Genomic DNA, 22754 nt, shown 5'->3' with positions numbered 1-22754 from the left:
ATCGCCTGCCTCTGCAATGTGGTCAAGAGCGTTCGGGGCAGGCAGCTGCGCAACAGGATCACCGCTCGCTGGCCGACTTCACCGACCCGCACGAAGGACTTCCGCGGGCACGAGGTTCCGGCTCTGAAGGGACCGGCACTGTCGAAGACGGTGAGATCGAGATGAAGTCCGCATGCTTCTGTCGTCAGCGGGTCGCGCGGTCATAGGTCGCCTCGTCCGTGATGTCGGCCCGCGACCGGTCTTTGAGCAGCTTGAGCGCGATCAGAGTGATCACCGCAGAGATCAGAATGTAGACCGAGACCGCATAGCCGGTCCCGAACTGGTGGATCAGCCAGGTCGCGATGAGAGCAGCGGGGCCGCCGGCGATGATCGACGAGAGTTGATACCCCAGGCCTGCTCCCGTGTAGCGGAGGTTCGTCGGGAAGGACTCGGCGATGATCGACGCCTGCGGGCCGTATTGCATAGCGTGAGGGACGAGGCCGAGGCACAGAGCGAGGAATGCCAGCCAGGTGACGCCGCTGTCGAGGAGAGCGAAGTAGACGAAGCCCCACACGCCCATGATCGCCGCACCCCACGCGTAGATCGTCTTCCGTCCGATCGTGTCGGAGAAGAGTCCGAACAGTGGGACCAGGACGAATTCGACGCCCGCGGCGATGAGTGTGCCGATGAGCACGAAGCTGTATGTATAGTCGTGGCCGTGTTCGCCGGAGGTCATATACGACAGGACGAAGGCAGTGACCACATAGAACGGCATCTGCTCGGACATCCTCAGAAGCGCCGCAAGGATGATCTCCTTCGGGAACCGGCGGAAGACCTGCAGCAGCGGAGCGGTCGTCGTCTCCTGCTGCGCGACCACTTTGCTGAACTGCGGGGTCTCCATGATCTTCAATCGGATGTAGAGGCCGATGGCCACCAGCACGAGGCTGAGCAGAAAAGGGATGCGGAAGCCCCAGGTGACGAATGCGTCTTTGCCGAAGACCCCGTTGAAGATCGTCATGAGTGCCGTGGACAGGATGAGGCCGATGGCGACGCCGAGCTGCGGCCAGCTGCCCATGAGGCCACGACGTTTCTGATCGCCCCATTCCATGGACAGCAGGACCGAGCCGCTCCACTCGCCACCGACAGCGATGCCCTGGATCACGCGCAGCAGGATCAAGATGATCGGGGCAGCGTCTCCCCAGCTGTCAGAGCCGGGAAGAACCCCGATCAGGGCGGTTGAGATTCCCATCATCAGCAGGGTCACGATGAGCATGACCTTGCGACCGATTCGATCACCCCAATGCCCGAAGATCGCAGCGCCGACTGGCCTGGCGAGAAATCCGACGAAGTAGGTGGCGAAGGCGGCGAGGGTGCCGATGTATGGCGAGACGCCGGGGAAGAACAGGTGCGGGAACACCAGCGCCGAGGCGGTGCCGTAGAGGAAGTAGTCGTACCACTCGATCGTCGTGCCGATGGTGCTGGCGATCGCAGCGCGTCTGACCTGTGTTCTGTGTTCGTGAGCAGTCGGGGTGGGATCTTGTAGGTGGGACATGACAGCACACTTAGTCGCGACATCTTCATTGACATTTCGACGGTACGACTGCGGGAGTGTGTTTGACCCATGGCTCAGAGAACTCTCAGCAACTGAAACAGAATCTCCACTTTCGAAAATGCGAGTCGATCAGGCAGCAGCCTCAAAGCCGTGATCACTGTCGGCCCGGAGGTTCTTCACTAACACCGAACGCAGTGAGCTCGGGCTGGGGATCGGGATGATCCTGCTGTTGCGCTGGGGTAGCAGCCATCTGTCACCGACTTGCCCCAGGCCGTATTGACTGCTGTCACCCAAATTTTCATCAGCATCTGCGTGGCATCGCCCTCGGTTTCCGCAACCGGAGCAACTGTCCCATCCGGTCCCTGCTCCACGCTGGAGGACCGGCTGGTCTGCTGCACCCCTCTTTACGATTAACCCCTAAACAAGCTTTCTCGCCTGAGTTCCACAACTTTAGTGCCCCGCAAAACGGTCCGGCAGTAGCTCACCCGCGATTTTTCTCGCTTCCCCGGTGACCTCTGGGTCGAAGGTGATGTCCTGCCCACCCACGCGGCCGGTGAACTCCCGCAGCGGCCGCAACGATGTGATGATCTTCTTCAGCGACGCCCCAGTCGTGTCCTGCATGAACCTCGATATGGCCAACGCGGTGAACACGACTGTCAAGTGCGCCTCGATCGCATCTCTGGTGCGGTGGAAGATCGGCCTGGCTCGTAGGTCGGTCTTCGACATCCGGAAAGACTGCTCGACATGCCACAGGTCGTGATAGCTGCCGATGACCTCGGCCGCAGGCATGGTCCCGACGGGAATGTTCGTCACGTAGCCTTTGAACCCTGTCAGCTTCATCGCCCGCTCATAAGCCTTCTCATCGAAGGCTTTCTCCTCATCAGTGACCTTGACGAACCGAGCCTTCTTCGCCGGCTTGTCACCGTCGATGATCGCCAATGCCCGGTTGCGCTGCAGGTTCAGCGTCTGCTCATCACGCATCGCCCGTTTGCGCCGGTACTGCCACACCACTCGCCACGCATGAGGATGCTCTTTCGCTGACCAGACGGGTTCGCGTCTCTTCTTCACCCGCTCAGGATCAAGCCGCTTGGTTCCTTTCGGGGTGATCGTGTCGATGATCTGCCCGTCCTCGGCGTACTCACCATTCCACCGAAAATGCGTCGCCAGATCGTGTGGAGCTTTCGTCTGCCTCGACCCGACGATGAACCGCAGCCCAGCGTCATCGAGTTCTTTGAGGTTCTTTGCCGACAGCATTCCGGCGTCGGCGGCGACGACCATGTCTGTCACCTGGTGGCGTTCTTGGAAGGCTTTGATCACGGGAATGAGCGTGTGGGTCTCTGCTTTCGATCCTTCGAAGCAGCCGATCTCTAACGGGAATCCGGTCCGATCGACGAGGAGTCCAACAACGATCTGCGGGTCCACGCGGCGTTCTTTGGAGTACCCGACCTGACGCAGAGAATCTTCCTTCTCAGCCTCGAAATACAGTGTCGTGACGTCATACAGCAGCAGACTGATGCCGGTGGTGGCGATGCTGTGGGCGAAGCATTTCTCGGCGATCTTGTCCCGGTAGTCGCGTTCGTTGGCCCGAACCAGACAGTTGAGGAACGTGTTGTGGTGCGGTGGCTCGATACCGAGCTCGGCAAGGACACGGAGACTGTCGGCTTTCGATGTCGGCTCAACCAGCCGTGCCAGCACGAGGTGAAAGAAGGCGTTGTCGTTGACCACCTCGTCGAAACCGAGTCTCTTCCACGACTCGGCGATGGCATCGATGAGGACGGAAGACCGTGATCCCACCACAGTTCGGGCCCGCGGTGGCACGGCAGCATCGGTAGGTAGGCCCAGCTCAAGTTCGAGTTGTTCGGCCGCCCCGTAGTCGGCGAGCCCTTCTTCGCCGGCAGCGAGCAGAGCCGCTAGTTCTGCTTCTGTATGAGCGGATCCGAGGTGTTCAAGGACGGTGACTTTCCCACGGTGTTTGCGCACGATCTGCACGGCTGTGGCCCCGGACCCGGTGGTGACTTTCCGCAGACGAGGCGACATAGCCCCATCGTAGACAGCCAATTAGTGTCCCACCAACAGAATTCCCGGCCTTGTGACCAGCACAAACACGAACGGAATCGCGAAATCAGCGCCTAGTTGTGGAAGTCAGGCTGGAGGACCGGCTGGTCTGCTGCACCCCTCTTTACGATTAACCCCTAAACAAGCTTTCTCGCCCTAGCCGACTGCAACAGTACTGACCGGTGTGTCTGGCGAATTCAACACACCTTGGCCTGATACATTTAACCGAGTGCACATCTGGTGCTGTTAAAACCTGAATAGATGACAGGCTGCAATCAAGCCATAGTCGCATACGCTTTACGAGAACAATATGCGACTAATGACATTTGAGGGGAGTCAAGGACTCGATGTCCAACGTGCGCGTAGGCTGGATAGATATGCTGCGAGGGCTAGCGGTGCTTCTTGTCGCTGCAGTTCATATCCAGGCGCCCCTGGCGGAGCGGGTTCCGGAAACTCCGAAATTCGTGATTCTTGCCGGCAATTCGATCCGCCCGTTTCGTATGCCACTCCTCTTCTTCCTCTCAGGCCTCTTTCTCCCGGCTTCGTTGAAGAAGAGGCCGAAACGCTATGTGATGGGGAAAGTGAAATCCCTTGTATGGCCTTTCATTCTCTGGACCGCAATCACCATCGTTTTGCTCTGGGAGATACACTGGATTCACAGGCCAGAAGTTTTGTTGACGGGTCTGCATCATCTATGGTTCCTCGCCGTCCTGATCGCGTACTATGCGGTCGCGCCACTAGGCCGCTGCATACCTTTCGCGGCGTGGTTGATACCATTGCTAGTATTCGCGCACTTCGCCCAACAGACTCATCTTGAGCGATACCTGTGGTTCGCCATATTCTTCTTTGCAGGCGCTGTACTCGCGTCGAGAGCTTCTGCTTGGCAAGGCTTGTCATGGCCACTGCCTGCACTCCTCTTGTGCTTTGCTGGTGTGTGGGCGTTGATCGCTGCGTTCGACTGGAACCTCCGCACTGAGTTCAGCCTTTTCAGTTTTCCCGCAGTCATCTCCTGCATTCTCGGGCTTGTCTGGCTCGCGCCGAGACTCCCTCGGTCTTCGTTTCTGGAATGGGTGGGACGCGGGTCGATAGTTGTATATTTGACCAACCTCATAACTATCACCATCGCGGCACGCTTGCTCCATACATTCGGAATTGAGCAGGTGTGGGCAAATGTCGCCGCTCTCTTATTTGCTGGCTTGCTGATACCTATTTCACTCATTCCGCTCAAAAGCACAACCCTTTTTGTTTGGCCCAGCAAGCAGATGGTCCGGCGGTCCGACGGCGAATAGGATGGTCCTGGTTGTTACGAGGCACTGTAGACATCACAGCGGACATTTGCGGCTCTTCATAAAGAGGGTTGTAGAAGAGCAGCGAGGCCGCCAGCGTGGAGCAGGGACCGGATGGAGCAGTTGCTCCGGTTGCGGAAGCCCAGGGCGACGCCGCGCAGCTGCTCGAGCCTGAGACACACGCCCAAGACGAGGACCGGATCTCCGGCGATCACCTCAGCGAGGAGGTGGAAGAGGTTGAGCGTGAAAGAATCGGCGTTGTCGATGAGCAGAGTGCGGATCACACTGGCTTCCTCACCCAGCGGTGAAACCAGGCCGGGGACGCGCTCTTCGCGGGCCCGGGGCCACGAGACCTCAGCCGAGCACGAGCCGGCGGCTCTTCTCTGTCAGACCACCGGCCGCCTCGTCGAGCAGTGACTCCTCTGAGTCCGCCCCGGCACGGACGTACCGCCCGGTGAACGCATCCAGGGTCCCCGAAGCCAGCGCAAGAGCAAGGTCGGTGACCTGTGCGGGCGAAGTCCAGTCGTCGCCGGTGCGGAAGTCGTGGACGGGCATCGACTTCGTCATCGCGGTCTCGACGACTCCGGGCGCCATCTCGAAGATCCGCAGCCCCTTGTCGTGCCCGAAGTGGACGACGGAATCGGCGAGCCGGAACAGGGAGGCCTTCGATGCCGAGTACACGGCGTAGGCAGGAGTGCCCTTCGCACCGGATCCCGAGTTGAGGTCGATGATCCGGCTGGGACGACCGGTCGCCTCGGCGGCGGAGATGAGCACGGGTGCGAGGGCATTGACCATGAGGGCCACCCCGAGCACATTGGCGTCGACGACGCCCTTGATGCTCTCCGGGTCGGCCTCCCACAGCGCGCCCTCGGTCGACTCGATGCGGCCGGCGTTGTTGATGAGCACCTGCAGGCGCCGGCCCGTGTCAGCCTCGAGGGCGCCGACTGCCTCACGGAAGGACTTCACCGAGTCGATGTCGTCGGTGCGCAGCCCGACCCCGGTCGCCGCTGCCCCGGTGGCGTCGACGATCTCGGCCGCTGCCCGCTCGGCGCGTTCGGTCGCGGTCGCCGTGACGACGACGTGGTACCCGGCCGAAGCGAACGCCTCGGACAGGTACCGGCCGATGCCGCGGGCACCTCCGGTGATCACGGCGATCGTCTCTGCCGGCACCGCCGTCGCCTCAGGCGCGGTTTCCCCGGTCGGCAGGGTGGTTCCGTAGGGCAGCTTCTCACTCATCGTCTACTCCTCAGCTTCGGACTTCGGCACCGTGACGCTCGGCGGCCAGCTTCGTCGCCGCCTCCCGCATCGCCGAGGCCTCATCGGCCTTGAGCGTGCGGTCCGGGGCTCGGAAGGTCAGACGGAACGCCAGGGACTTCTTGCCCTCGGGCAGCTGGTCACCGGTGTAGAGGTCGAAGGTCTCGAGCAGCTCGAGCTCCTCCCCCGCACCCTCGCGCAGCGTCGCGGCCAGAGTCTGCGTGGGCAGTTCGGCATCGACGATGAGCGCGACGTCCTGACGCGAGACCGGGTAGGTCGACAGGGATCCACTCCAGGACCGCAGGTCCTCCTGAGCCAGCAGCGCGTCGAGGTCGATCTCGAAGGCGACCGTGCGCGACGGCAGGGCGAGGTTCTCGCACACCTTCGGGTGGAGCTCACCGGCATGGCCGAGGACCTGCCCGTCGGCGAGGAGGAACTTCGCGGACCGTCCCGGATGCCAGGGGGCGATCTGGTCGGCTTCGACCGTGACCTCGAGTCCGTTCGTCTTCGCGATCCGACGGACCGTGTCGATGACATCGGCGGCTTCGGCCCTGCGACCCTTGCCCCAGACACCGGGCAGCTCCGCATTGCCGGCGATGATGCCCGCGTAGTGGTAGGGCTGGTGCGGCACCGAGGCGTAGATGGCCTCGAGCTCCTCATCGCTGGGATGGTAGCCGGGCAGGTGACGCGGGCCGGGACCGGAGGGCAGACCCGCCGAGGTGGACACGAGTCCGGCCTCGAAGAGCGCGACGTCCTTGGCCCCGCGGCCGAGGTTGCGCACCACGAGGTCGACGAGCGTCGACAGCAGGGTGGTGCGCATGAGCGGCAGGTCCTCGGACATCGGGTTGGCCAGACGGATGTGCTCACGGCGCACATCATCGGCCTCCAGGCGCAGCTGGTCATCACGCTTAACGTTCGTGAACGGGGACGACAGCACCTCGGTGAACCCGTCGGCGGCCAGCAGGTTCGACACCCTGCGCCGCGTCCTCTGCGCCTGAGTCAGGCCGCTGCCGGCCCGCGCGGCGGGCTGGACGGACGGGATCCGGTCGTAGCCGCCGGTGCGGGCGACTTCCTCGATGAGGTCGACGTCATCGGTGATGTCGGTGCGCCAACTGGGCACGGTCACGGCCAGCCGACCCTGGGCGACGATCTCGACGCCGGCCCCGATGCTCTCGAGCAGTCCGGTCACCTCGGCGATCGAGTAGTCGATGCCGACAAGCGATGACACGCGTTCGACGGGCAGTTCGATGACGGTCGGTTCGGGAGCCTGCCCGATCTGCGTGGTCGCCGGGCTGAGCGTTCCTCCGCCGAGTTCGACGAGCAGATCAGCGCATCGGCGTGCGGCCACGGGTCCGAGGTTCGGGTCGACGCCGCGTTCGAAGCGACGCGAGGCCTCCGAGGACAGCCGGTGGCGGCGCGAGGTCCGGGCGATGGAGATCGGGTCGAAGTGCGCGGCCTCGATGACGACGTCGGTGGTGGTCTCGCTGACTTCGACGTCGGCGCCTCCCATGACGCCGGCCAGGCCGATGATCTTCCCGCCCTTTCCGCTGGGGCCGGCACCGCGGTCGGTGATGAGCAGGTCCTCGGGGCTCAGGGTCCGCTCGACGTCGTCGAGGGTCGTGAACTTCTCCCCCGCCTCGGCGCGGCGGACGACGATCTCCTCACCGAGCAGCGCGGTGTCATAGGCGTGCAGGGGCTGGCCGAGTTCGAGCATGACGTAGTTCGACACGTCGACGGTCAGGCTGATCGGGCGCATGCCCGCCTGCTGCAGGCGCCGCTGCATCCAGAACGGGGTCTTCGCATGCGGGTCGAGACCGGTGACCTGCAGGGCGGTGAACCGGTCGCAGCCGGGCACCTCGTGGATGGGGTTGGCGTCGTCGATCACGACGGGGAAGCCGTCATCGGTCGGCGCGTTCACCTCGGCGACGGTGTCGCTGCCGATATCGGTGAAGGTCTGGCCCTTCATCTGCGCATATTCGCGGGCGATGCCGCGCATGGACAGCTGGTAGCCGCGGTCGGGGGTGACGTTGACGTCGAGGGTGACCTGGTCGAGGCCGAGCAGGGCGATCGCGTCGTCGCCGGGCTCACCGGTCAGGCCGAGATCGGACAGCACGATGATGCCGGTGTGGTCCTCGCCGAGGCCGAGCTCCTTGGCCGAGCAGATCATCCCGTCGGAGGTGTGACCGTAGGTCTTGCGGGCGGAGATGGCGAAATCTCCGGGCAGGACGGCTCCGGGCAGGCAGGCGACGATGAGGTCGCCGGGCACGAAGTTGTGCGCGCCGCAGATGATGCCGCGGCTGGGCACCTCGGGGCCGGGCTGCGGGTCCTTCGGATCGTCGAGAGCCTCGTTGTGCTGGGGCCCGACATCGACGCGGCACCAGCTGATGGTCTTGCCGTTCGAGTGCTCTTCCTTGACCAGATCAAGCACGCGGCCGACGACGAGGGGGCCGGTGACCTCGGGACCGAAGAAGTCCTCTTCTTCGAGTCCGACGCCGGCGAATTCGGCGGCGAGGGCATGGGGATCCGTATCGGCCGGGAGATCGGCGTAGTCGGCCAGCCAGTTCAGTGGGACGCGCATATCAAGCCTTCATTCCGAAACGGGCCGAGAAGCGCACATCGCCTTCGACCATGTCGTGCATATCGTTGATTCCCTCGCGCAGCATCAGGGTGCGCTCGATGCCCATGCCGAACGCGAAGCCCTGGTAGACCTCGGGGTCGATGCCGGCGGCGCGCAGCACATTGGGGTGGACCATGCCGCAGCCGCCCCATTCGATCCAGCCGGGGCCGCCGACCTTGTTGGGGAACCAAAAGTCCATCTCCGCGCTCGGTTCGGTGAACGGGAAGAAGCTCGGACGCAGACGGGTCTTCGACTCGGGCCCGAACATCTCACGGGCGAAGCCGTCGAGGGTGCCCTGCAGGTTGGCCATGGTCAGGCCCTTGTCGATGGCGATGCCCTCGATCTGGTGGAAGACCGGAGTGTGGGTGGCGTCGAGCTCATCGGTGCGGAAGGTCTTGCCCGGGCACACGACGTAGAGCGGGACACCGCGTTCGAGCAGCGAGCGCGACTGCACCGGGGAGGTGTGGGTGCGCAGGACGAGGCCGGCCTCGGCGGGGTCGACGAAGAAGGTGTCCTGCATCTGGCGGGCCGGGTGGTCGGGCCCGAAGTTGAGTGCGTCGAAGTTCAGCCACTCGGATTCGATCTCCGGTCCTTCGGCGACCTCCCAGCCGAGGCCGATGAAGTAGTCGGCGGCCTGCTCCTGGATGAGGCTCAGCGGGTGGCGAGCGCCGAGCTGTCTCCGGCCCGTGGGCAGGGTGACGTCGATGGCCTCTTCGATCAGTACTGCGGCGTCGCGTTCGGCTTCGAGCTCGGCCTGACGGGCGTCGAGGGCCTGCTTGACCTGACCCCTGGACTTGCCGACGATCTTGCCGGCGGTGGCCTTATCGGCCTTGTCGAGTCCGCCGATGGCCCTGTTGGCCAGGGCCAGCGGGGACTTGTCACCGGTGTGGTCGATCTTCGCCTGTTTGAGTTCGTCGAGGCTGTGGGCGTCCGCGAAAGCTGCCAGGGCCGCGTCGACGGCCTGCTTCACGGCGGACTCGTCCAAGGGGTCGAGCTGATCTGTCATCTATGTCCTTCTGTCCGTGTCGTGTGGACCGAATGTCTCATCGTCGTCAGTCTATCGTCTCCGGTGGTCGCCTTCGGGGCAGTGTCCGCGGGATGAATTCGGCCGCCTCGGCGACCTGGGTGTGGCTGGCTCGACGAGGTGGGTGCGGATGGCTCGACCAGGTGGGTGCGGCTGGACGGGTGGGGCCGCCTCGGTGTGGGCGAGGTCATATATCCTGCGTCGAATGGGCGGTAGTGTCGGGCATATGACGACACAACGTGCATCCGATGTCATGGTCAGAGCCTTGGAGAACGAGGGCGTCGAGCGCATCTTCGGCATTCCCGGCGAGGAGAACATCGATTTCCTCGATTCCGTGCGCCAGTCGTCGATAGAGTTCGTCCTCACTCGCCACGAGCAGGCCGCCGCGTTCATGGCCGCCACCTACGGGCGTCTGACCGGTCGGCCCGGAGTGTGTCTGACGACGCTGGGCCCGGGCGCGCTCAACCTCGCGACCGGGGCCGCGTACGCCCACCTCGGTGGGATGCCGGTGATCATGATCACCGGGCAGAAGGGCATCCGCACGGCCGAGCAGGCGGCGTTCCAGATGGTCAACACGGTCGCGACGATGGATCCGCTGACGAAGGAGAGCAAGCAGATCACCTCGGCGGCGATGATTCCGACGATGGTCAGGGACGCCTTCCGCGTCGCCCAGTCCGAACGACCCGGGCCGGTCCATCTCGAACTGCCCGAGGACATCGCCGGCCTGACCGTCGACGGATTCGAACTCATCGAACCGCACACGAACGGACGGCCGATCGCGGCGGACACGGCGATTGCGAACGCCGCCAACGTCATCCGGGAGGCGAAGCGGCCGCTGCTCATGCTCGGCGCCGACGCCTCGCGGTCCGAATGCAGCGACAGTCTGTCGAACTTCGTCTCCGGGATGCGCATCCCCTACTTCACCACGCAGATGGGCAAGGGCTCGGTGTCCGGGTCCTCGGATCTCTATCTGGGCACGGCGGCGCTGACCGACCGGGACTATATCCACGACGCGATCGAGGAGGCCGATGTCATCGTCACCATCGGCCACGACACGACGGAGAAACCACCGTTCACCATGGACGGGAACGGGCCCACCGTCGTCCACATCGGCTACCGTTCGGCAGTGGTCGAGCAGGTGTACTTCCCGCAGTTCGAGGTCATCGGGGCGCTGGGCCCGGCCTTGGACGACCTCGCCGAGGCGCTCGGCGGTCCGGTGACCAATGCGGAGGCGCTGCTGCCGATGCGGGAGGACATCCTCGTCAAGATCCACGAAGGCGCCGATGCCCACCGGTTCATCCCGCAGCGGATCGTTCAGGAAGTCCGTGATGTCATGCCCGTCGACGGGATCGTGACCCTGGACAACGGCATGTACAAGATCTGGTTCGCCCGCAACTACCGCACCACCCGGGCCAACACCCTGCTGCTCGACAATGCTCTGGCGACCATGGGTGCCGGCCTGCCCTCGGCGATCGGGGCGAAGCTGACGCATCCGGAGCGTCGGGTCATGGCTGTCGTCGGCGACGGCGGGTTCATGATGAACAGTCAGGAGATGGAGACGGCGGTGCGGTTGGGCCTCGACCTCGTCGTGCTCATCCTCGAGGACTATACGCTGGGCATGATCCGGTGGAAGCAGGAATCCGACGGCATGCCCGACTACGGTCTGACCTTCGGCAACCCGGACTTCGTCAAATACGCCGAGTCCTATGGCGCGACCGGACACCGGCTGTCGGATGTGAGCGAGATGAATGCGGTGCTGTCATCAGCCTTCGAGGCCGGTGGGGTCCACGTGGTCGTCGCGCCCATCGACAATTCGGAGAACAAGCGGGTGCTCATCGACGAGCTCGGGCGGCGGTGACGGCCGGGGCTGACAACGTGTTGCGTGCCGTCGTCCGGCGGTGAGGCGGTCACTCGCAGGGCTGTTGCCGTCCGGCGGTGACGCCGACGCTCGGCAGTGCCATCGCCGCCCGGTGGTGGCGCGGTGCTGTACGACCGGCAGGAACGCGTCACTGTCGGCAGGGTGAGTTTCAGGGACCGGCTGTTCTCGCTGCAGCATTTGCCGCTCGTACGGCAAGCACAGCACAGATGATGATGAGCACCCACCCGAGCACAGAGGCCACGTGCCCGATGCGCGTAGCATTCGCCAGTTCAACGCCGAAGAGTGCCACAGCATGGCTGAGACCGATAGCAGCCATGGCGATGAGATAGGGACTTCCCGCTCGTTGACCTGCTTGCCATGCGGCCTCGGACATCAGCGTGTATCGGGTTCGTATGCCGACGACAGAGTTTCTGACGATCGGCTTTCTGCGCTGATACATGACGAGGACAACGCAGACTGCTGTGACGACCAGGTACCCGATCATCGGCGGGTAGAACATTCGTGCTGTCTCCTTATTTCAACGGCCGTGTATCGGGTCGGGTGCGTCTCCCCGCAGCTCCGGCCCTCACCGGCGTGAGAGCTGCCCCAGCGGCGTTCATTCGACCGTGACGCCGAGTTCTCGGGCGAAGAGCTCGGCGAAGAGCATCAGCTGCATCTCATCGATCGTCGCCCCACGCAGTGAGTGGACGCCGGAGATCCTGTGCGGCTGCAGCCCGCGCAGATCGACATTGCCCAAGGTCGCCTCCTCGCATTGGAGAACACCGACTGTGCTGTCCGGAAATGAGACTCGGCTGGCCTTGGCGCGGTCGAGGTCGATCTCATCGATGACGCAGTCGCGGAATTCGACGTCGGCGAGTTTCGCCCCGCGCAGATTGAGATAGGAGATGCGGCAGTTCTCGAACAGGACTCTCTCCCACACGCTGTCGTGGACGACTCCGGCCCCGATCCTGGTACCGGCGATCTCGGTGTGGGTGAGATTGCCTCGCGGCATCGCCCACGTATCGGCCCGGCAGCCCTCGACACGTGTACCTGTGAAACGGACTCCGGTGAGGTCCACGGGCGCCTCGGCCTCGCCGAAGTTCACCCGAGTCAACGCACAGTCGAGGAACGTGGCCTGGGTGGAAGAGGCCTCGGTGAGGTCGAGATCGGCGAAGTCCATCCCTTCGAGGAACTCCTCGGGAACGATATCGCCGAGGAAGCCGGGAGTCAGCCGACCGAGGTCCAGCTTCGGTGGGCGCGGGGTCTCAGTGGTCATGAGCCCACCGTATCGGGGGCCGGTGTCATTGCACTCTGGCGCCTCGGCTCAACGATCACGGTCAGCGCTCGATGTCAGCCGCCAGGGGAAGCAGCATGAGGGCTCGCCGATGTTTTCAGCGTGAGTGGCCTTCGCGGGCGGGCGGTTCACTTACCGGTTGATTCGAAGAACGCGTCGTTGGCGACGGGTTTTTCGAGCCAACTGGTGAGTGAGGCACACGAGGCCGCTGCCCTAGACGAGTACACCCCTGGGCGCTGCGCCGATTCGCTATCGTCGCTTTGATGCGGAGGAACAGATCGGCGGCGAAGAGGTCCGACCACTTGACGCGGAAGACCGTGTAGCCGAGATTGCGCAGCTGGTACTCGCGACGTCTCTCGAGCTCGAATGCCGTTTTCGGGTCGGTGCCGTCGATGTAGTACTTGCCCGCTCCGTCGAACTCGGCGATGACCTTGTCGGACTCATTTGCGAAGTCTGTGCGCGCAACGAAGTTCCCTCGTTCGTCGAGGATGGTGACCTGCGGTTCGAATCCTGAAATCGAGTGCTCGACGAATCTTACCGCGCAGATCGACTCACCGATGGACTCTCGCAGCTCGTCGATATTGTCGATGACAGCAGCGATTCTGCGCTGACGAGTCCGCACGGGGTTCGCCTCGCAATAGGCCCGGAAGGACTTCGCCGTCACCACAGATCTCCGAATTGCCGCGTCGACGACGGCAACGGCGAATGCGAGCGGGTAGTCACGGGCGACATCGAGCAGGGTCTGATGAACCGTTGTCACAGGGCACCCGTCCAATACGATGAACGCGTCGGAGGAGAGGTCTCTGTACCGAATGAAGAGGTTCTTCCGTCGACTCCCGCGGCTCGGGTGGACGGCCTCGACAGTGAGACCGTCGTTGCGGTCGAAGTACGGTATCGGCAACCCATGGGCGATGAGCGCACTCCGGTGTGAGAGAACAGCGCCTGGAGGCAGCCGCCCCACATATGAGCGCGCCCTGATGCTCAGATCCTCAGCCTGCTTCCGCATGCCCGTCGTCTCTTGAGGAAGGCGCACGTTCTCGCCGGATGCCAAGGCAGCGGTGAACTCGTGGTCCGGGTTGGAGCATTTCGCTGTGACCACGTAGACGCCTCGGCGCACCCTTTCCAGACAGCATGTCAGTGCCTGACCGATCTGATACGTCGACCAGCCGGCAACCCTGAGCTGTGCAGCGGAGACACATGCGTGCATACACCCAGCATGGCGAGGTGCAGGTCGCCGTGGCAATGGCGGGAATTCGGCCTGTGGACAATCGGCCACTCATGCGCACAGGGTCCGGAATCTCGGGCCGCGCACCATCCTCGGTCGCCCAGACGCCGGATCGACAGCGTCGCGCCTTGCGTAGACGAGCACTGCACGCCTGCGCAGAACGGTCGAACCGCGGGCCGGACCCGAGCTCACTTATCGGTCCGGGTGAAGAACATGTCGTTGGAGGCGCGTTCTTCGGCCTCAGCGATGAGTGAGCCGAAGAACCTGGCCAAGGGCAGCGATGCCGCATCACATCCGCTGATTGCGCGCACTCTCGTAGATGCACACACCGGCAGCTGTGCCGAGGTTGAGGCTTTCGGCTCCCCCGTAGATCGGCACAGCCACGGACGCATCGCACAGGTCGAGGTCCGTCGAACTCATCCCCCATGCCTCGTTGCCGAACACCCATGCGGTTCGGGCGGTGAGGTCCAGGCCGGTGTCCCAAGGATGGTGGAGGTCGTGAGCCACATCGTTGGCATCGGCGGCGAGCACCTGCAGGCCACGGGCGCGGGCGAGTTCGGTCACCTCGGACAGTCCCACCCCGGTGACCACGGGAATGTGGAAGAGCGACCCAGCGGTCGCGCGCACGGTCTTGTCGTTGTAGACATCGACCGATGACGAGGTGAGCACCACGGCATCTGCCCCGGCGGCGTCGGCCAGACGGATGATCGTGCCGGCATTGCCGGGATCACGCACCTGGGACAGAACAACAATCAGCTGCGCCTCGCGATTCACCACCGAGGTCAGCTCCACATCGAGGGCCTTGCAGACGGCCACCACACCTTGGGAGTTCACGGTCGTCGCGAGTTCGGTGAGCACCTCGGCGGTGGCGATGTTCCAGCGGATCCGGGCAGCTTTCGCCTCCGCGACGAATTCGGGATGCGCCTCGGCGGCCTCCTCGGTGATGAAGAGTTCGACGATGGAGCCTGTACTATCCAGCGCCTCCCGGACGGCCTGGGGGCCTTCGACGAGGAACTGGCCCGTGAGTCTGCGGTCACGGCGCTTGAGCAGCTTGGCCGCATTCTTGATCCGCTTCGAATCCGGCGAGGAGATGACGTCTGGAAGTTTCATGGAACCCGAGTTCTCGATCCGTGTCAGTTGGAGTATGAGATGGAGCGACGGCCGCCGATCGGTGTCAGAGTCTCCGATCGGTGTCAGAGCCGCCGAACGGCATCATACCCCCGAACAGACTCAACGGCCCCGAACCGGAAGTTCGGGGCCGTTGGCAGTCACCGAGGTGACCGGTCAGTCACGTCGTGACCGAAGTCTTGAGATGACGCTGCTCAGGCGGCGTCGGTCTTCGCTGCGTTGACGTCAGCAGGAAGAGCTTCCTTGGCGACCTTGACCAGGTGCGCGAAGGTGGCCGAATCGTTGACGGCGAGCTCGGCGAGCATGCGACGGTCGACCTCGACACCGGCGGCCTTGAGGCCCTGGATGAAACGGTTGTAGGTCATGCCGTTGGCGCGGGCGCCGGCGTTGATGCGCTGGATCCAGAGGCGACGGAAGTCACCCTTGCGCTTGCGACGGTCACGGTAGCTGTAGACCAGCGAATGGATGACCTGTTCCTTGGCCTTACGGTACAGGCGCGAGCGCTGTCCGCGGTAGCCGCTTGCCCGGTCGAGGATGACCCGGCGCTTCTTGTGAGCGTTGACCGCTCTCTTCACACGTGCCACGTGTTACTCCTTCGAAGAATTCTTATCTGCCGGCGGTGCCGGACTCTGGTTCAAGCTGTGGGAGCCGATGTCGGCTGCCCGAGGATCCCGGAATCTGCCCGGGACGAAGACCCGTGGAGGGGTCTCACCTGCCCTTGAGCTTGCCCAGAAGCTTACGGGCCTTGGCGCGATCGCCGCCGGTGATTTCCTGGTCGGTGGCCACGCGGCGCTTGCGCGCCGAGGTCTTGCCCTCGAACTTGTGCTGGTTGTTCACGCCTTCGCGCATGATCTTGCCAGTGCCGGTCACGCGCATGCGCTTCTTGGCGCTGCTGTTCGTCTTCTGCTTCGGCATGGTGCCGTTCTCCTTTGCAATTCGTCGCCGGCGTCAACCGCCGGCAACTACTTCACACGCACAGACCGCGGAAGGTCTGGAACGCGACGTTGACTAACTTCTCACGCGTCCGGGCGAGCTGCGTTCTTCTCTGCAGCGACCCGATCGCGACGGGACTTCACCTCGGCGGACTTGCCCTTGGCACCGGCTGATGCCTTCCGGGCCTCCGCTTTGGCGTCAGACTTCGACTTCAGTGGGGCGATGACCATCACCATGTTGCGTCCGTCGACTCGCGGGGAGGACTCGACGGTGCCGAGGTCCGACACATCTTCGGCCAGGCGGTTGAGCAGTTTGATGCCCATCTCGGGGCGGGACTGCTCACGGCCACGGAACATGATCATGACCTTGACCTTGTCGCCGCCTTCGAGGAAGCGGGTGACATGGCCCTTCTTCGTCTCATAATCGTGTTCGTCGATCTTGAGACGGAAACGAATCTCCTTGAGCGCGGTGTTCGCCTGGTTCTTCCGGGCTTCCCTGGCCTTCTGAGCAGATTCGTACTTGTACTTTCCGTAGTCCATGAGCTTGGCTACGGGTGGCTTCGCCTGCGGTGCTACCTCGACGAGATCGAGATCTGCCTCGCTGGCGAGATCGAGTGCCTTGCGAATGGCAACGATACCGACCTGTTCACCATTGGGTCCGACCAACCGAACCTCGGGAACCCGAATCCGGTCATTGATGCGCGTCTCGCTGATGTGTTCACTCCTTTTTGCTCAAATGTGGTCGTGACAACGAAAAAGGCTCCCGTTGACACACATGCCAAGGGAGCCTGCACACATGAACAGTACGGAGCACCGTACGCCGTCAGTGATACACCTCGATCCGGTCCGCGTTCGGACACGTATCCGACGGGGCAGATCTTTGGACCCGATCGCTCTTCGCGATCAAGGTGGGAGTCAGACTCCGCTTCGCACCGATTACCAGTGTACTACTCTTCATGACTCTCCGCACATCGGGGCCCTGAAGTGATCGACGGATCGATTCATATGTCAAGCTTATGGCATGAGTTCTGAAGATTCCGTTCCCGCCGAGGCGATGGCCGAAGTCACGCGCGACATCGCCGAGGTGCCCGCCGTCGAGGTCATCACCTCCAGCGCCGTCCATCTCATGTCCGCCGCCGCCATCAAATGCGGCCTGGCCGAGGACACCCCCGAGGGCCCCGGCTCCGACCTCAAGGACCTCGACGAGGCCCGCAAGCTCATCACCGCACTCGCCGGATTCGTCACCGGCGCCTCCACCGTGATCGGCGACCACCACGCCCGCCCGCTGCGCGATGGGCTGCGCAGTCTGCAGCTGGCCTTCCGCGAGGCCTCGGAGCTGCCCGATGCACCGGGCGAAGGCCCCGGAGAGAAGTTCACCGGCCCCGTCCGCTGAGCCCGCTCTCCCCCACCGGCGCCGTCACGGTGTCGGCCCATATCCCTGCACTGGCAGCGGCCCCCGATCATCGATCGGGGGCCGCTGTCGTATCCGTCACTCGCCGAGGCTGCCGATGACTCCGCGCATGAGTTCGTCCTCGAGGCCGTCGAATCCCGGCCCGAATTGGCCGAAGCGCAGCCCGTTGATCAATCCGATGACGGCGACCCAGATGGTCACGGTCCTCAAGATGGTCTCGTCCGAGCAGTCGAGGCCGAGCTCCTCGAGGCCCTCGCGCAGCGGCGTGAGGGCCGAGCCGGACGCCTGCGTCGCCGGACCGGATCTCGTCTGCTGCCGCACGGGTCCGGGCTCGGAGGCACGGCCTCCTGCCTCTGCGACCAGCTGCGCGAGAGCGACCATGACACGTGTGCCCGGCACGACGGTCTCCTCCCTCGGCGCCTCATAGTCGGCCACCGGCGTGCCGTAGATGAGCGTCCAGCGATTCGAAAACCGCCTCGACCAGTCGAGCATGGCCAGCGCGAGGCTCACCACGCTCCGTTCCTTCGCCAGTGCGGCATCGACATCATCGGCGACCCGGTTGAAGGCATCGCGGATGAGGATCGTCAGCAGTTCGTCCCGGTTCTTCACATAGCGGTAGACCGCGCTCGAGACGACGCCGAGCTCGCGGGCGATCGCCCGCAGCGACAGTCCTTCGACCCCGTCCTCGTCGATCATCCGGTTGCCGATGCGGATGATCTGCGCTTCGGTTTCGGCGCGGGCGCGCTGCCGTGGGGTCGTATCAGTCATCTCTTCACCCTACTAACCGAGATCGGCGATAACAATCGAGAGCACCGCTCTTGCTTTGGGGGCCGGGAGGGTCTACGCTGATTTTTCGAGAGCACCGCTCTCGAATCAATCTCATCCCTCCTCTGGAAGGAACCCCATGGAAAGCGCACTCGTCATCGGCAATGGCCAGATCGGTTCGGAGATCGCAGCTCAGCTGTCAGCCGTCGGAGTCTCCGTGCGGATCGCGACTCGCTCGGGCGGCCGGAAACCGGTCCCGGTCGGTGCGAGAACCGCCGAGGCGGCCCCACCGGTCGACCAACCGCCGGCCTCCACCCCCGTGCACATCAAGGCCGATGCGAGCGACCGGGACCAGCTGGCCCGGGCCGCCGACGGGGTCGATGCGATCTTCGCCTGCGCCCACGCGCCCTATGACAGTCGGATCTGGGAGCAGGTGCTGCCTCGGCTGGACGCGGCCGTCCTCGACACCGCGGCCGAACGGGGCATCCCGGTCGTCTTCCCCGAGTCCGTCTACGCCTTCGCCGGCCTGGCCACGCCGATCACCGAGACCTCTCCCTTCGCCCCGGTCGAGGACAAGGGACGGATCCGGAAGCGGCTGCTCGAAGCCCGGGCCGCGCACTCGGCCGCCAGCGCCAGCGTCATCGCCGGCGACCTGCTGGGCCGCAGCGCCGAACCGTGGTCCTCCGTCGTGCGGATGTGCATCACCGAGCCGATCTCCAAGGGACGCCGCGCGGTGGTTCCCGCCCGCACCGACGTCGCCCACGGCATCACCGTCATCGCCGATCATGCGTCCGCGATGGTCCGTGCCGCTGAGCTGATCGAGGACGTCCCCGCGGGGACGCACCGGCTGCTCATCGCCCCGGCCTCGAACCCGACGCTCGGTGAGATCGCCGAGCACACTTCGAGCCTGCTCGGACAGAAGTCCAAGCGCCCGATCTCGGTGCCGCGCTGGGTGACCCGATCAGCCGGTGTTGCCGAACGCTCCTTCTTCGAACTCAATCGGCTCGCCCCGATCTGGTACTCCCCCTGCGTCATCGCCCCCGGAGAACTCGCCGCAGAGGTCGGCACCACCGATTGGCGAGAAGGCGTGGCGCAGATGCTGTGAGCCCGCGCAACCGACAGCTCAATGATCTCCTTCGGTGCTATCGGCTGCAGCGCTGCTTCTGGCACCGCGTCGGTGGTCCTGCTCTGCCGCGGGATCGTCGATCTGGCCTTCTGATCGCGCGACGATATAGGTTCCGGTGAGATCGCCCGTCACATTGCACATGGTGCGGACCATGTCGAGCAGCGCATCCACCCCGGCCACGAGAGCAACAGCGGCAAACGGCAGGCCAGCCTGCGAGATCACCAGCGACAACATGATGAGACCAGCTCCGGGGACGCCAGCGGTACCGATCGAAGCCAGCACCCCGACGGCCACGATCTCGAGCATCTGCACAAAGGACAGATCAACCCCGGAGACATTGGCGACGAACATCGCTGACACGCCCACGTATAGGGCAGTGCCGTCCATATTGATCGTCGCGCCCAACGGCAGGCTGAATCCGTAGGTGCTCTCCGAGATGCCGAGCTTCTCGGCAGCACGCATGCTCACCGGCAGGCTTCCGCTCGAGGAACGAGTCACGTACGCAGTCAGCATCGGCTCCTTTGCGGCGCCGAAGAACCGTCTGACGTTGAGCTTGAAAGCCAGAAGAATCAGAATGTACACGCCGATCATCAGCGCAACACCAAGATAGACGGTCACCGTCAGTTCGAGCATGGGCAGCAGCGAGTCGGCTCCGGTCTCGCCGACGACGACCGCGATCAGGGCGAACACACCGATCGGCCCGTACTCAAGCACGCCCCGCACGATCTTGAACATGATCTCCGACCCGGCATCGGACAGCTTCTTCACCGGCTCAGCCAGGCTGCGCATCCATTCACTGTCGCTGTACAGCATGGACCCCAATGCCAGTCCGGCGATGACAGCGACGAAGATGACGGCCAGGACATTGCCTTCGGCCATCGCGCTGACTATGTTCTCCGGAACGATGTTCAGAAATGTGTCGACAAGCGAAGGCGCTTCCTCAGGCGTCTCACCTGTCCCCGGCATGTCGAGTCCCACGCCCGGGCTGATGACCAGCGCGAGTGCGAGTCCCAGAGCGATGGCCACGGCCGAAGTGGCCAAATAGTATCCGAAGACCTTTCCCCCGACACGGCCGAGATTGGACGGGGAGACAGACGCGGCCCCGGAGAGCAGCGTCAGAAACACCAGGGGGACCACAAGCATCTGCAGCAGCCGCAGGAACAGATCGCCCAAGGGCTGCACCACAGCGATCGGCGGGCCCACGATCAGCCCCACAATCAAGCCGACCACCAACGCTATGGCGAACTTCCAGATCAGCGGAAACGCCAAATAGCGCTGCCATGGTGATCTGCGTTCCGATGAAGCCGGTTTCACGTCTGCCATGAGTCTTCTTCTCCTACACGTTCGTGTTCGGAATCTCCACACCTCGTTGTGAGGCGAGAACACGTTGAGTCACTGATCTCGCCTGAGCTGGCGACGCCCGAGTGACTGAGGCCACGGTAATCGCTCATGGCTGACAAGCATAGGAGACTTGTCGCCCGGGTACACCCCTGCCTCGGATCAGGACCCGACGAGGCGGCCGGCCGCCGGGGTCGGCACCACCGATCGGCGAGAAGGCGTGGCGCAGACGCTGTGAGCCCGCTCAGAGGAAGATCCCGTTGCCCGGCCCCAGGGGCAGATCGAAGAAGTACCAGATGGCCAGCAACGCGGCCCAGGCGATCCAGAACGGGATGACGAACGGGAACATCCGCGAGATCACGGTGCCCAGTCCGGCATCCGGTTCGTAGCGGCGGACGAGTCCGAGGAGGACGACCATGTAGGGGTTGAGCGGAGTGATGACCTGGGTGGCCGAATCGCCGACGCGGAAACCGGCTTGGATGAAGGCGGGTTCGTATCCGAGCAGCGAGAACAGGGGCACGAACACCGCGGCCATGAGCGACCACATGGACGAACCGGAGATGATGAACAGGTTGAGCACGCTGGCCAGGAGCATGAAGCCGATGACCGCGGCGAAGCCGGTCAGACCGATCGCCTCCAGACCCGAGGCCCCGGCCACGGCGATCCACGAGCCGATGCCCGTCCAATTGAACAGGGCGATGAACTGGCCGAGGATGAACGCGAGGATGAGGAAGGACATCATGTCGATGATCGCCTGGCTCATCATTCTCACCAGGTCGTTCATCGATCGCACGGAGCCGACGACGAAGCCGTAGACGATGCCCATGAGCATGAAGTAGGCGAAGACGATGAACACGATCGACGACAGCAGCGGCGATTCGGGCAGGAAGCCGCCGTCCTCGTTGCGCCACGGGGAGTTCGGGATGAGCACGGAGAAGAGGATGAGACCGGTCAGCAGCAGGGCCGAGACCATCGACCAGATCAGTCCGTGCTTCTCCTCCGGTGCGAGTTCGGCCCTGACCTCGGTTCCGGCCTGATCGTCGCCGCCCTTCGATCCCTCGGAGTCGCCGTAGGAGTTGTCCGCCCGGTACTTCTTCGCCAGCCCCTGGGCGCTGGCGTTCGCGTACTCGCGCGGGACTCCGCGGCGGATCATATTCGGTTCGATGAGCCGGTCGATGATGAACCCGGCCACGAGGGCGAGCACGATCGAGGCCGCGATGTTGAAGTAGTAGTTCGAGATGGGGTTGACCGCGGTGTAATCGGCATTCGGCAGGGTGTCCATCACCGAGGTGATGATGCCGGCGAACAGTGCGTCGAGGCTGGTGGGAACGATCGAGGTCGAATACCCGGCACCGGTGGCGGCGAATCCGCCGATGAGGCCGACCATCGGGTGGCGGCCGGCGGCCTTGAACACGAGGGCGGCCAGGGGCGGGATGATGATGAACGCGGAGTCGGACATGATCGAGCCGGTGACTCCGACGAAGCCGACGGCATAGGGCAGCAGCCACCGCGGACTCTTGCCGAAGGCGATGCGCACGGCCGCGGCGAGCATGCCCGACTTCTCGGCGACGCCGACGGCCAGGAGGATCGGCAGCACCGTGGCCAGGGGCGGGAACCCGAGGTAGTTCTCACCGAGTGTCGTGGTCAGCCACGACAGTCCCTCACCGGTGAACAGTCCCTTGACGGCGATGGTCTCGTCCTCGCCGGGAATGGTCACCGAGACTCCGCCCATCGCCATTGCCGTCGAGACGAGCCCGGTGATGAGGAACAGACCGAGGAAGAGGGTGAAGGGCTCGGGCAGCTTGTTCCCGACGTCTTCGACCCAGTCCAACAGCCGCTGGCCGATGCCGACCTTGCCCTCTGCCTCAGTTGACATGTGTCTTCTCTCTTCCTCTGGTCGTGGAGGTCGG

The 22754-nt window shown here is 63.9% G+C and carries 20 protein-coding genes; 4 read left to right on the top strand and 16 right to left on the bottom strand.

The window, feature by feature from the left end; all coding sequences use genetic code 11:
- Window positions 1–184: 184 nt before the first annotated feature.
- Both IG171_RS04710 and IG171_RS04705 read right to left on the bottom strand, forming a co-directional pair.
- Complete coding sequence (locus IG171_RS04710; RefSeq protein ID WP_212130240.1) at window positions 185–1531, bottom strand: MFS transporter; 1347 nt, start codon at window positions 1529–1531, stop codon at window positions 185–187.
- Between the two features lie 450 nt (window positions 1532–1981).
- Window positions 1982–3568: an IS1634 family transposase gene (locus IG171_RS04705; protein WP_212127892.1), complete on the bottom strand. Its 1587-nt coding sequence runs from the start codon at window positions 3566–3568 to the stop codon at window positions 1982–1984.
- Window positions 3569–3933: 365 nt separating this feature from the next.
- Here IG171_RS04705 and IG171_RS04700 point away from each other — a divergent pair, with 365 nt between their 5' ends.
- Window positions 3934–4875, top strand: a complete 942-nt coding sequence (locus IG171_RS04700; RefSeq protein WP_212130239.1) for an acyltransferase family protein — start codon at window positions 3934–3936, stop codon at window positions 4873–4875.
- Between the two features lie 56 nt (window positions 4876–4931).
- Here the strand turns inward: IG171_RS04700 and IG171_RS04695 are convergent, their stop codons facing one another.
- The 4 genes from IG171_RS04695 to pheS all read right to left on the bottom strand — a co-directional run bounded on the left by IG171_RS04695 (window position 4932) and on the right by pheS (window position 9749).
- A complete protein-coding gene (locus IG171_RS04695) occupies window positions 4932–5156 on the bottom strand; it encodes a hypothetical protein (protein WP_212130238.1) in 225 nt (74 codons plus the stop codon).
- 70 nt (window positions 5157–5226) lie between these two features.
- The gene (locus IG171_RS04690) at window positions 5227–6108 is read right to left on the bottom strand and encodes an SDR family oxidoreductase (protein WP_212130236.1); all 882 of its coding nucleotides are present in this window, start codon (window positions 6106–6108) and stop codon (window positions 5227–5229) included.
- A gap of 10 nt (window positions 6109–6118) precedes the next feature.
- Window positions 6119–8704 (bottom strand): phenylalanine--tRNA ligase subunit beta, encoded by a 2586-nt coding sequence (pheT, locus tag IG171_RS04685; protein WP_212130234.1) that lies wholly within the window; start codon window positions 8702–8704, stop codon window positions 6119–6121.
- Window position 8705: 1 nt separating this feature from the next.
- Window positions 8706–9749 (bottom strand): phenylalanine--tRNA ligase subunit alpha, encoded by a 1044-nt coding sequence (gene pheS / locus IG171_RS04680; protein WP_212130233.1) that lies wholly within the window; start codon window positions 9747–9749, stop codon window positions 8706–8708.
- 244 nt (window positions 9750–9993) lie between these two features.
- Here pheS and IG171_RS04675 point away from each other — a divergent pair, with 244 nt between their 5' ends.
- Window positions 9994–11625 carry an acetolactate synthase large subunit gene (locus IG171_RS04675; protein WP_212130232.1) on the top strand — a complete coding sequence of 544 codons (1632 nt, stop codon included), beginning with the start codon at window positions 9994–9996 and terminating at the stop codon, window positions 11623–11625.
- A 169-nt stretch (window positions 11626–11794) separates the two neighbouring features.
- Here the strand turns inward: IG171_RS04675 and IG171_RS04670 are convergent, their stop codons facing one another.
- The 7 genes from IG171_RS04670 to infC all read right to left on the bottom strand — a co-directional run bounded on the left by IG171_RS04670 (window position 11795) and on the right by infC (window position 16870).
- Entirely contained in the window at window positions 11795–12145 is a 351-nt protein-coding gene (locus tag IG171_RS04670) for an SdpI family protein (protein WP_212130231.1), read from the bottom strand.
- Window positions 12146–12241: 96 nt separating this feature from the next.
- A complete protein-coding gene (locus tag IG171_RS04665; RefSeq protein ID WP_212130230.1) occupies window positions 12242–12901 on the bottom strand; it encodes a pentapeptide repeat-containing protein in 660 nt (219 codons plus the stop codon).
- 115 nt (window positions 12902–13016) lie between these two features.
- A complete protein-coding gene (locus IG171_RS04660; protein ID WP_212130229.1) occupies window positions 13017–13679 on the bottom strand; it encodes a hypothetical protein in 663 nt (220 codons plus the stop codon).
- A gap of 753 nt (window positions 13680–14432) precedes the next feature.
- Window positions 14433–15254, bottom strand: coding sequence for an RNA methyltransferase (locus IG171_RS04655; protein WP_212130228.1), 822 nt, complete (start codon window positions 15252–15254; stop codon window positions 14433–14435).
- Between the two features lie 212 nt (window positions 15255–15466).
- The gene (gene rplT, locus IG171_RS04650; protein WP_039206669.1) at window positions 15467–15856 is read right to left on the bottom strand and encodes a 50S ribosomal protein L20; all 390 of its coding nucleotides are present in this window, start codon (window positions 15854–15856) and stop codon (window positions 15467–15469) included.
- A 124-nt stretch (window positions 15857–15980) separates the two neighbouring features.
- A complete protein-coding gene (gene rpmI, locus IG171_RS04645; RefSeq protein WP_209323219.1) occupies window positions 15981–16187 on the bottom strand; it encodes a 50S ribosomal protein L35 in 207 nt (68 codons plus the stop codon).
- Between the two features lie 101 nt (window positions 16188–16288).
- A complete protein-coding gene (gene infC, locus IG171_RS04640; RefSeq protein WP_249204063.1) occupies window positions 16289–16870 on the bottom strand; it encodes a translation initiation factor IF-3 in 582 nt (193 codons plus the stop codon).
- A 355-nt stretch (window positions 16871–17225) separates the two neighbouring features.
- On the opposite strand from infC, the gene IG171_RS04635 reads away from it, so the two are divergent.
- Window positions 17226–17597 carry a DUF1844 domain-containing protein gene (locus IG171_RS04635; RefSeq protein WP_212130227.1) on the top strand — a complete coding sequence of 124 codons (372 nt, stop codon included), beginning with the start codon at window positions 17226–17228 and terminating at the stop codon, window positions 17595–17597.
- Between the two features lie 96 nt (window positions 17598–17693).
- On the opposite strand, the gene IG171_RS04630 is transcribed toward IG171_RS04635, so the two are convergent.
- A complete protein-coding gene (locus IG171_RS04630; RefSeq protein ID WP_212130225.1) occupies window positions 17694–18383 on the bottom strand; it encodes a TetR/AcrR family transcriptional regulator in 690 nt (229 codons plus the stop codon).
- A 136-nt stretch (window positions 18384–18519) separates the two neighbouring features.
- On the opposite strand from IG171_RS04630, the gene IG171_RS04625 reads away from it, so the two are divergent.
- Window positions 18520–19485: an NAD-dependent epimerase/dehydratase family protein gene (locus IG171_RS04625; RefSeq protein WP_212130222.1), complete on the top strand. Its 966-nt coding sequence runs from the start codon at window positions 18520–18522 to the stop codon at window positions 19483–19485.
- Between the two features lie 18 nt (window positions 19486–19503).
- On the opposite strand, the gene IG171_RS04620 is transcribed toward IG171_RS04625, so the two are convergent.
- Entirely contained in the window at window positions 19504–20829 is a 1326-nt protein-coding gene (locus IG171_RS04620; protein ID WP_249204060.1) for a dicarboxylate/amino acid:cation symporter, read from the bottom strand.
- Between the two features lie 259 nt (window positions 20830–21088).
- A complete protein-coding gene (locus IG171_RS04615) occupies window positions 21089–22720 on the bottom strand; it encodes an AbgT family transporter (RefSeq protein WP_212130220.1) in 1632 nt (543 codons plus the stop codon).
- Between the last annotated feature and the right edge of the window lie 34 nt (window positions 22721–22754).

Origin of the sequence: Brevibacterium sp. SMBL_HHYL_HB1 (assembly GCF_018208375.1) — a bacterium.
In the GTDB taxonomy this organism is placed as follows: Bacteria; Actinomycetota; Actinomycetes; order Actinomycetales; family Brevibacteriaceae; genus Brevibacterium; species Brevibacterium intestinavium.
The sequence above is the reverse complement of the archived record's forward strand: the minus strand, read 5'-3'. Positions and strand labels throughout refer to the sequence as shown.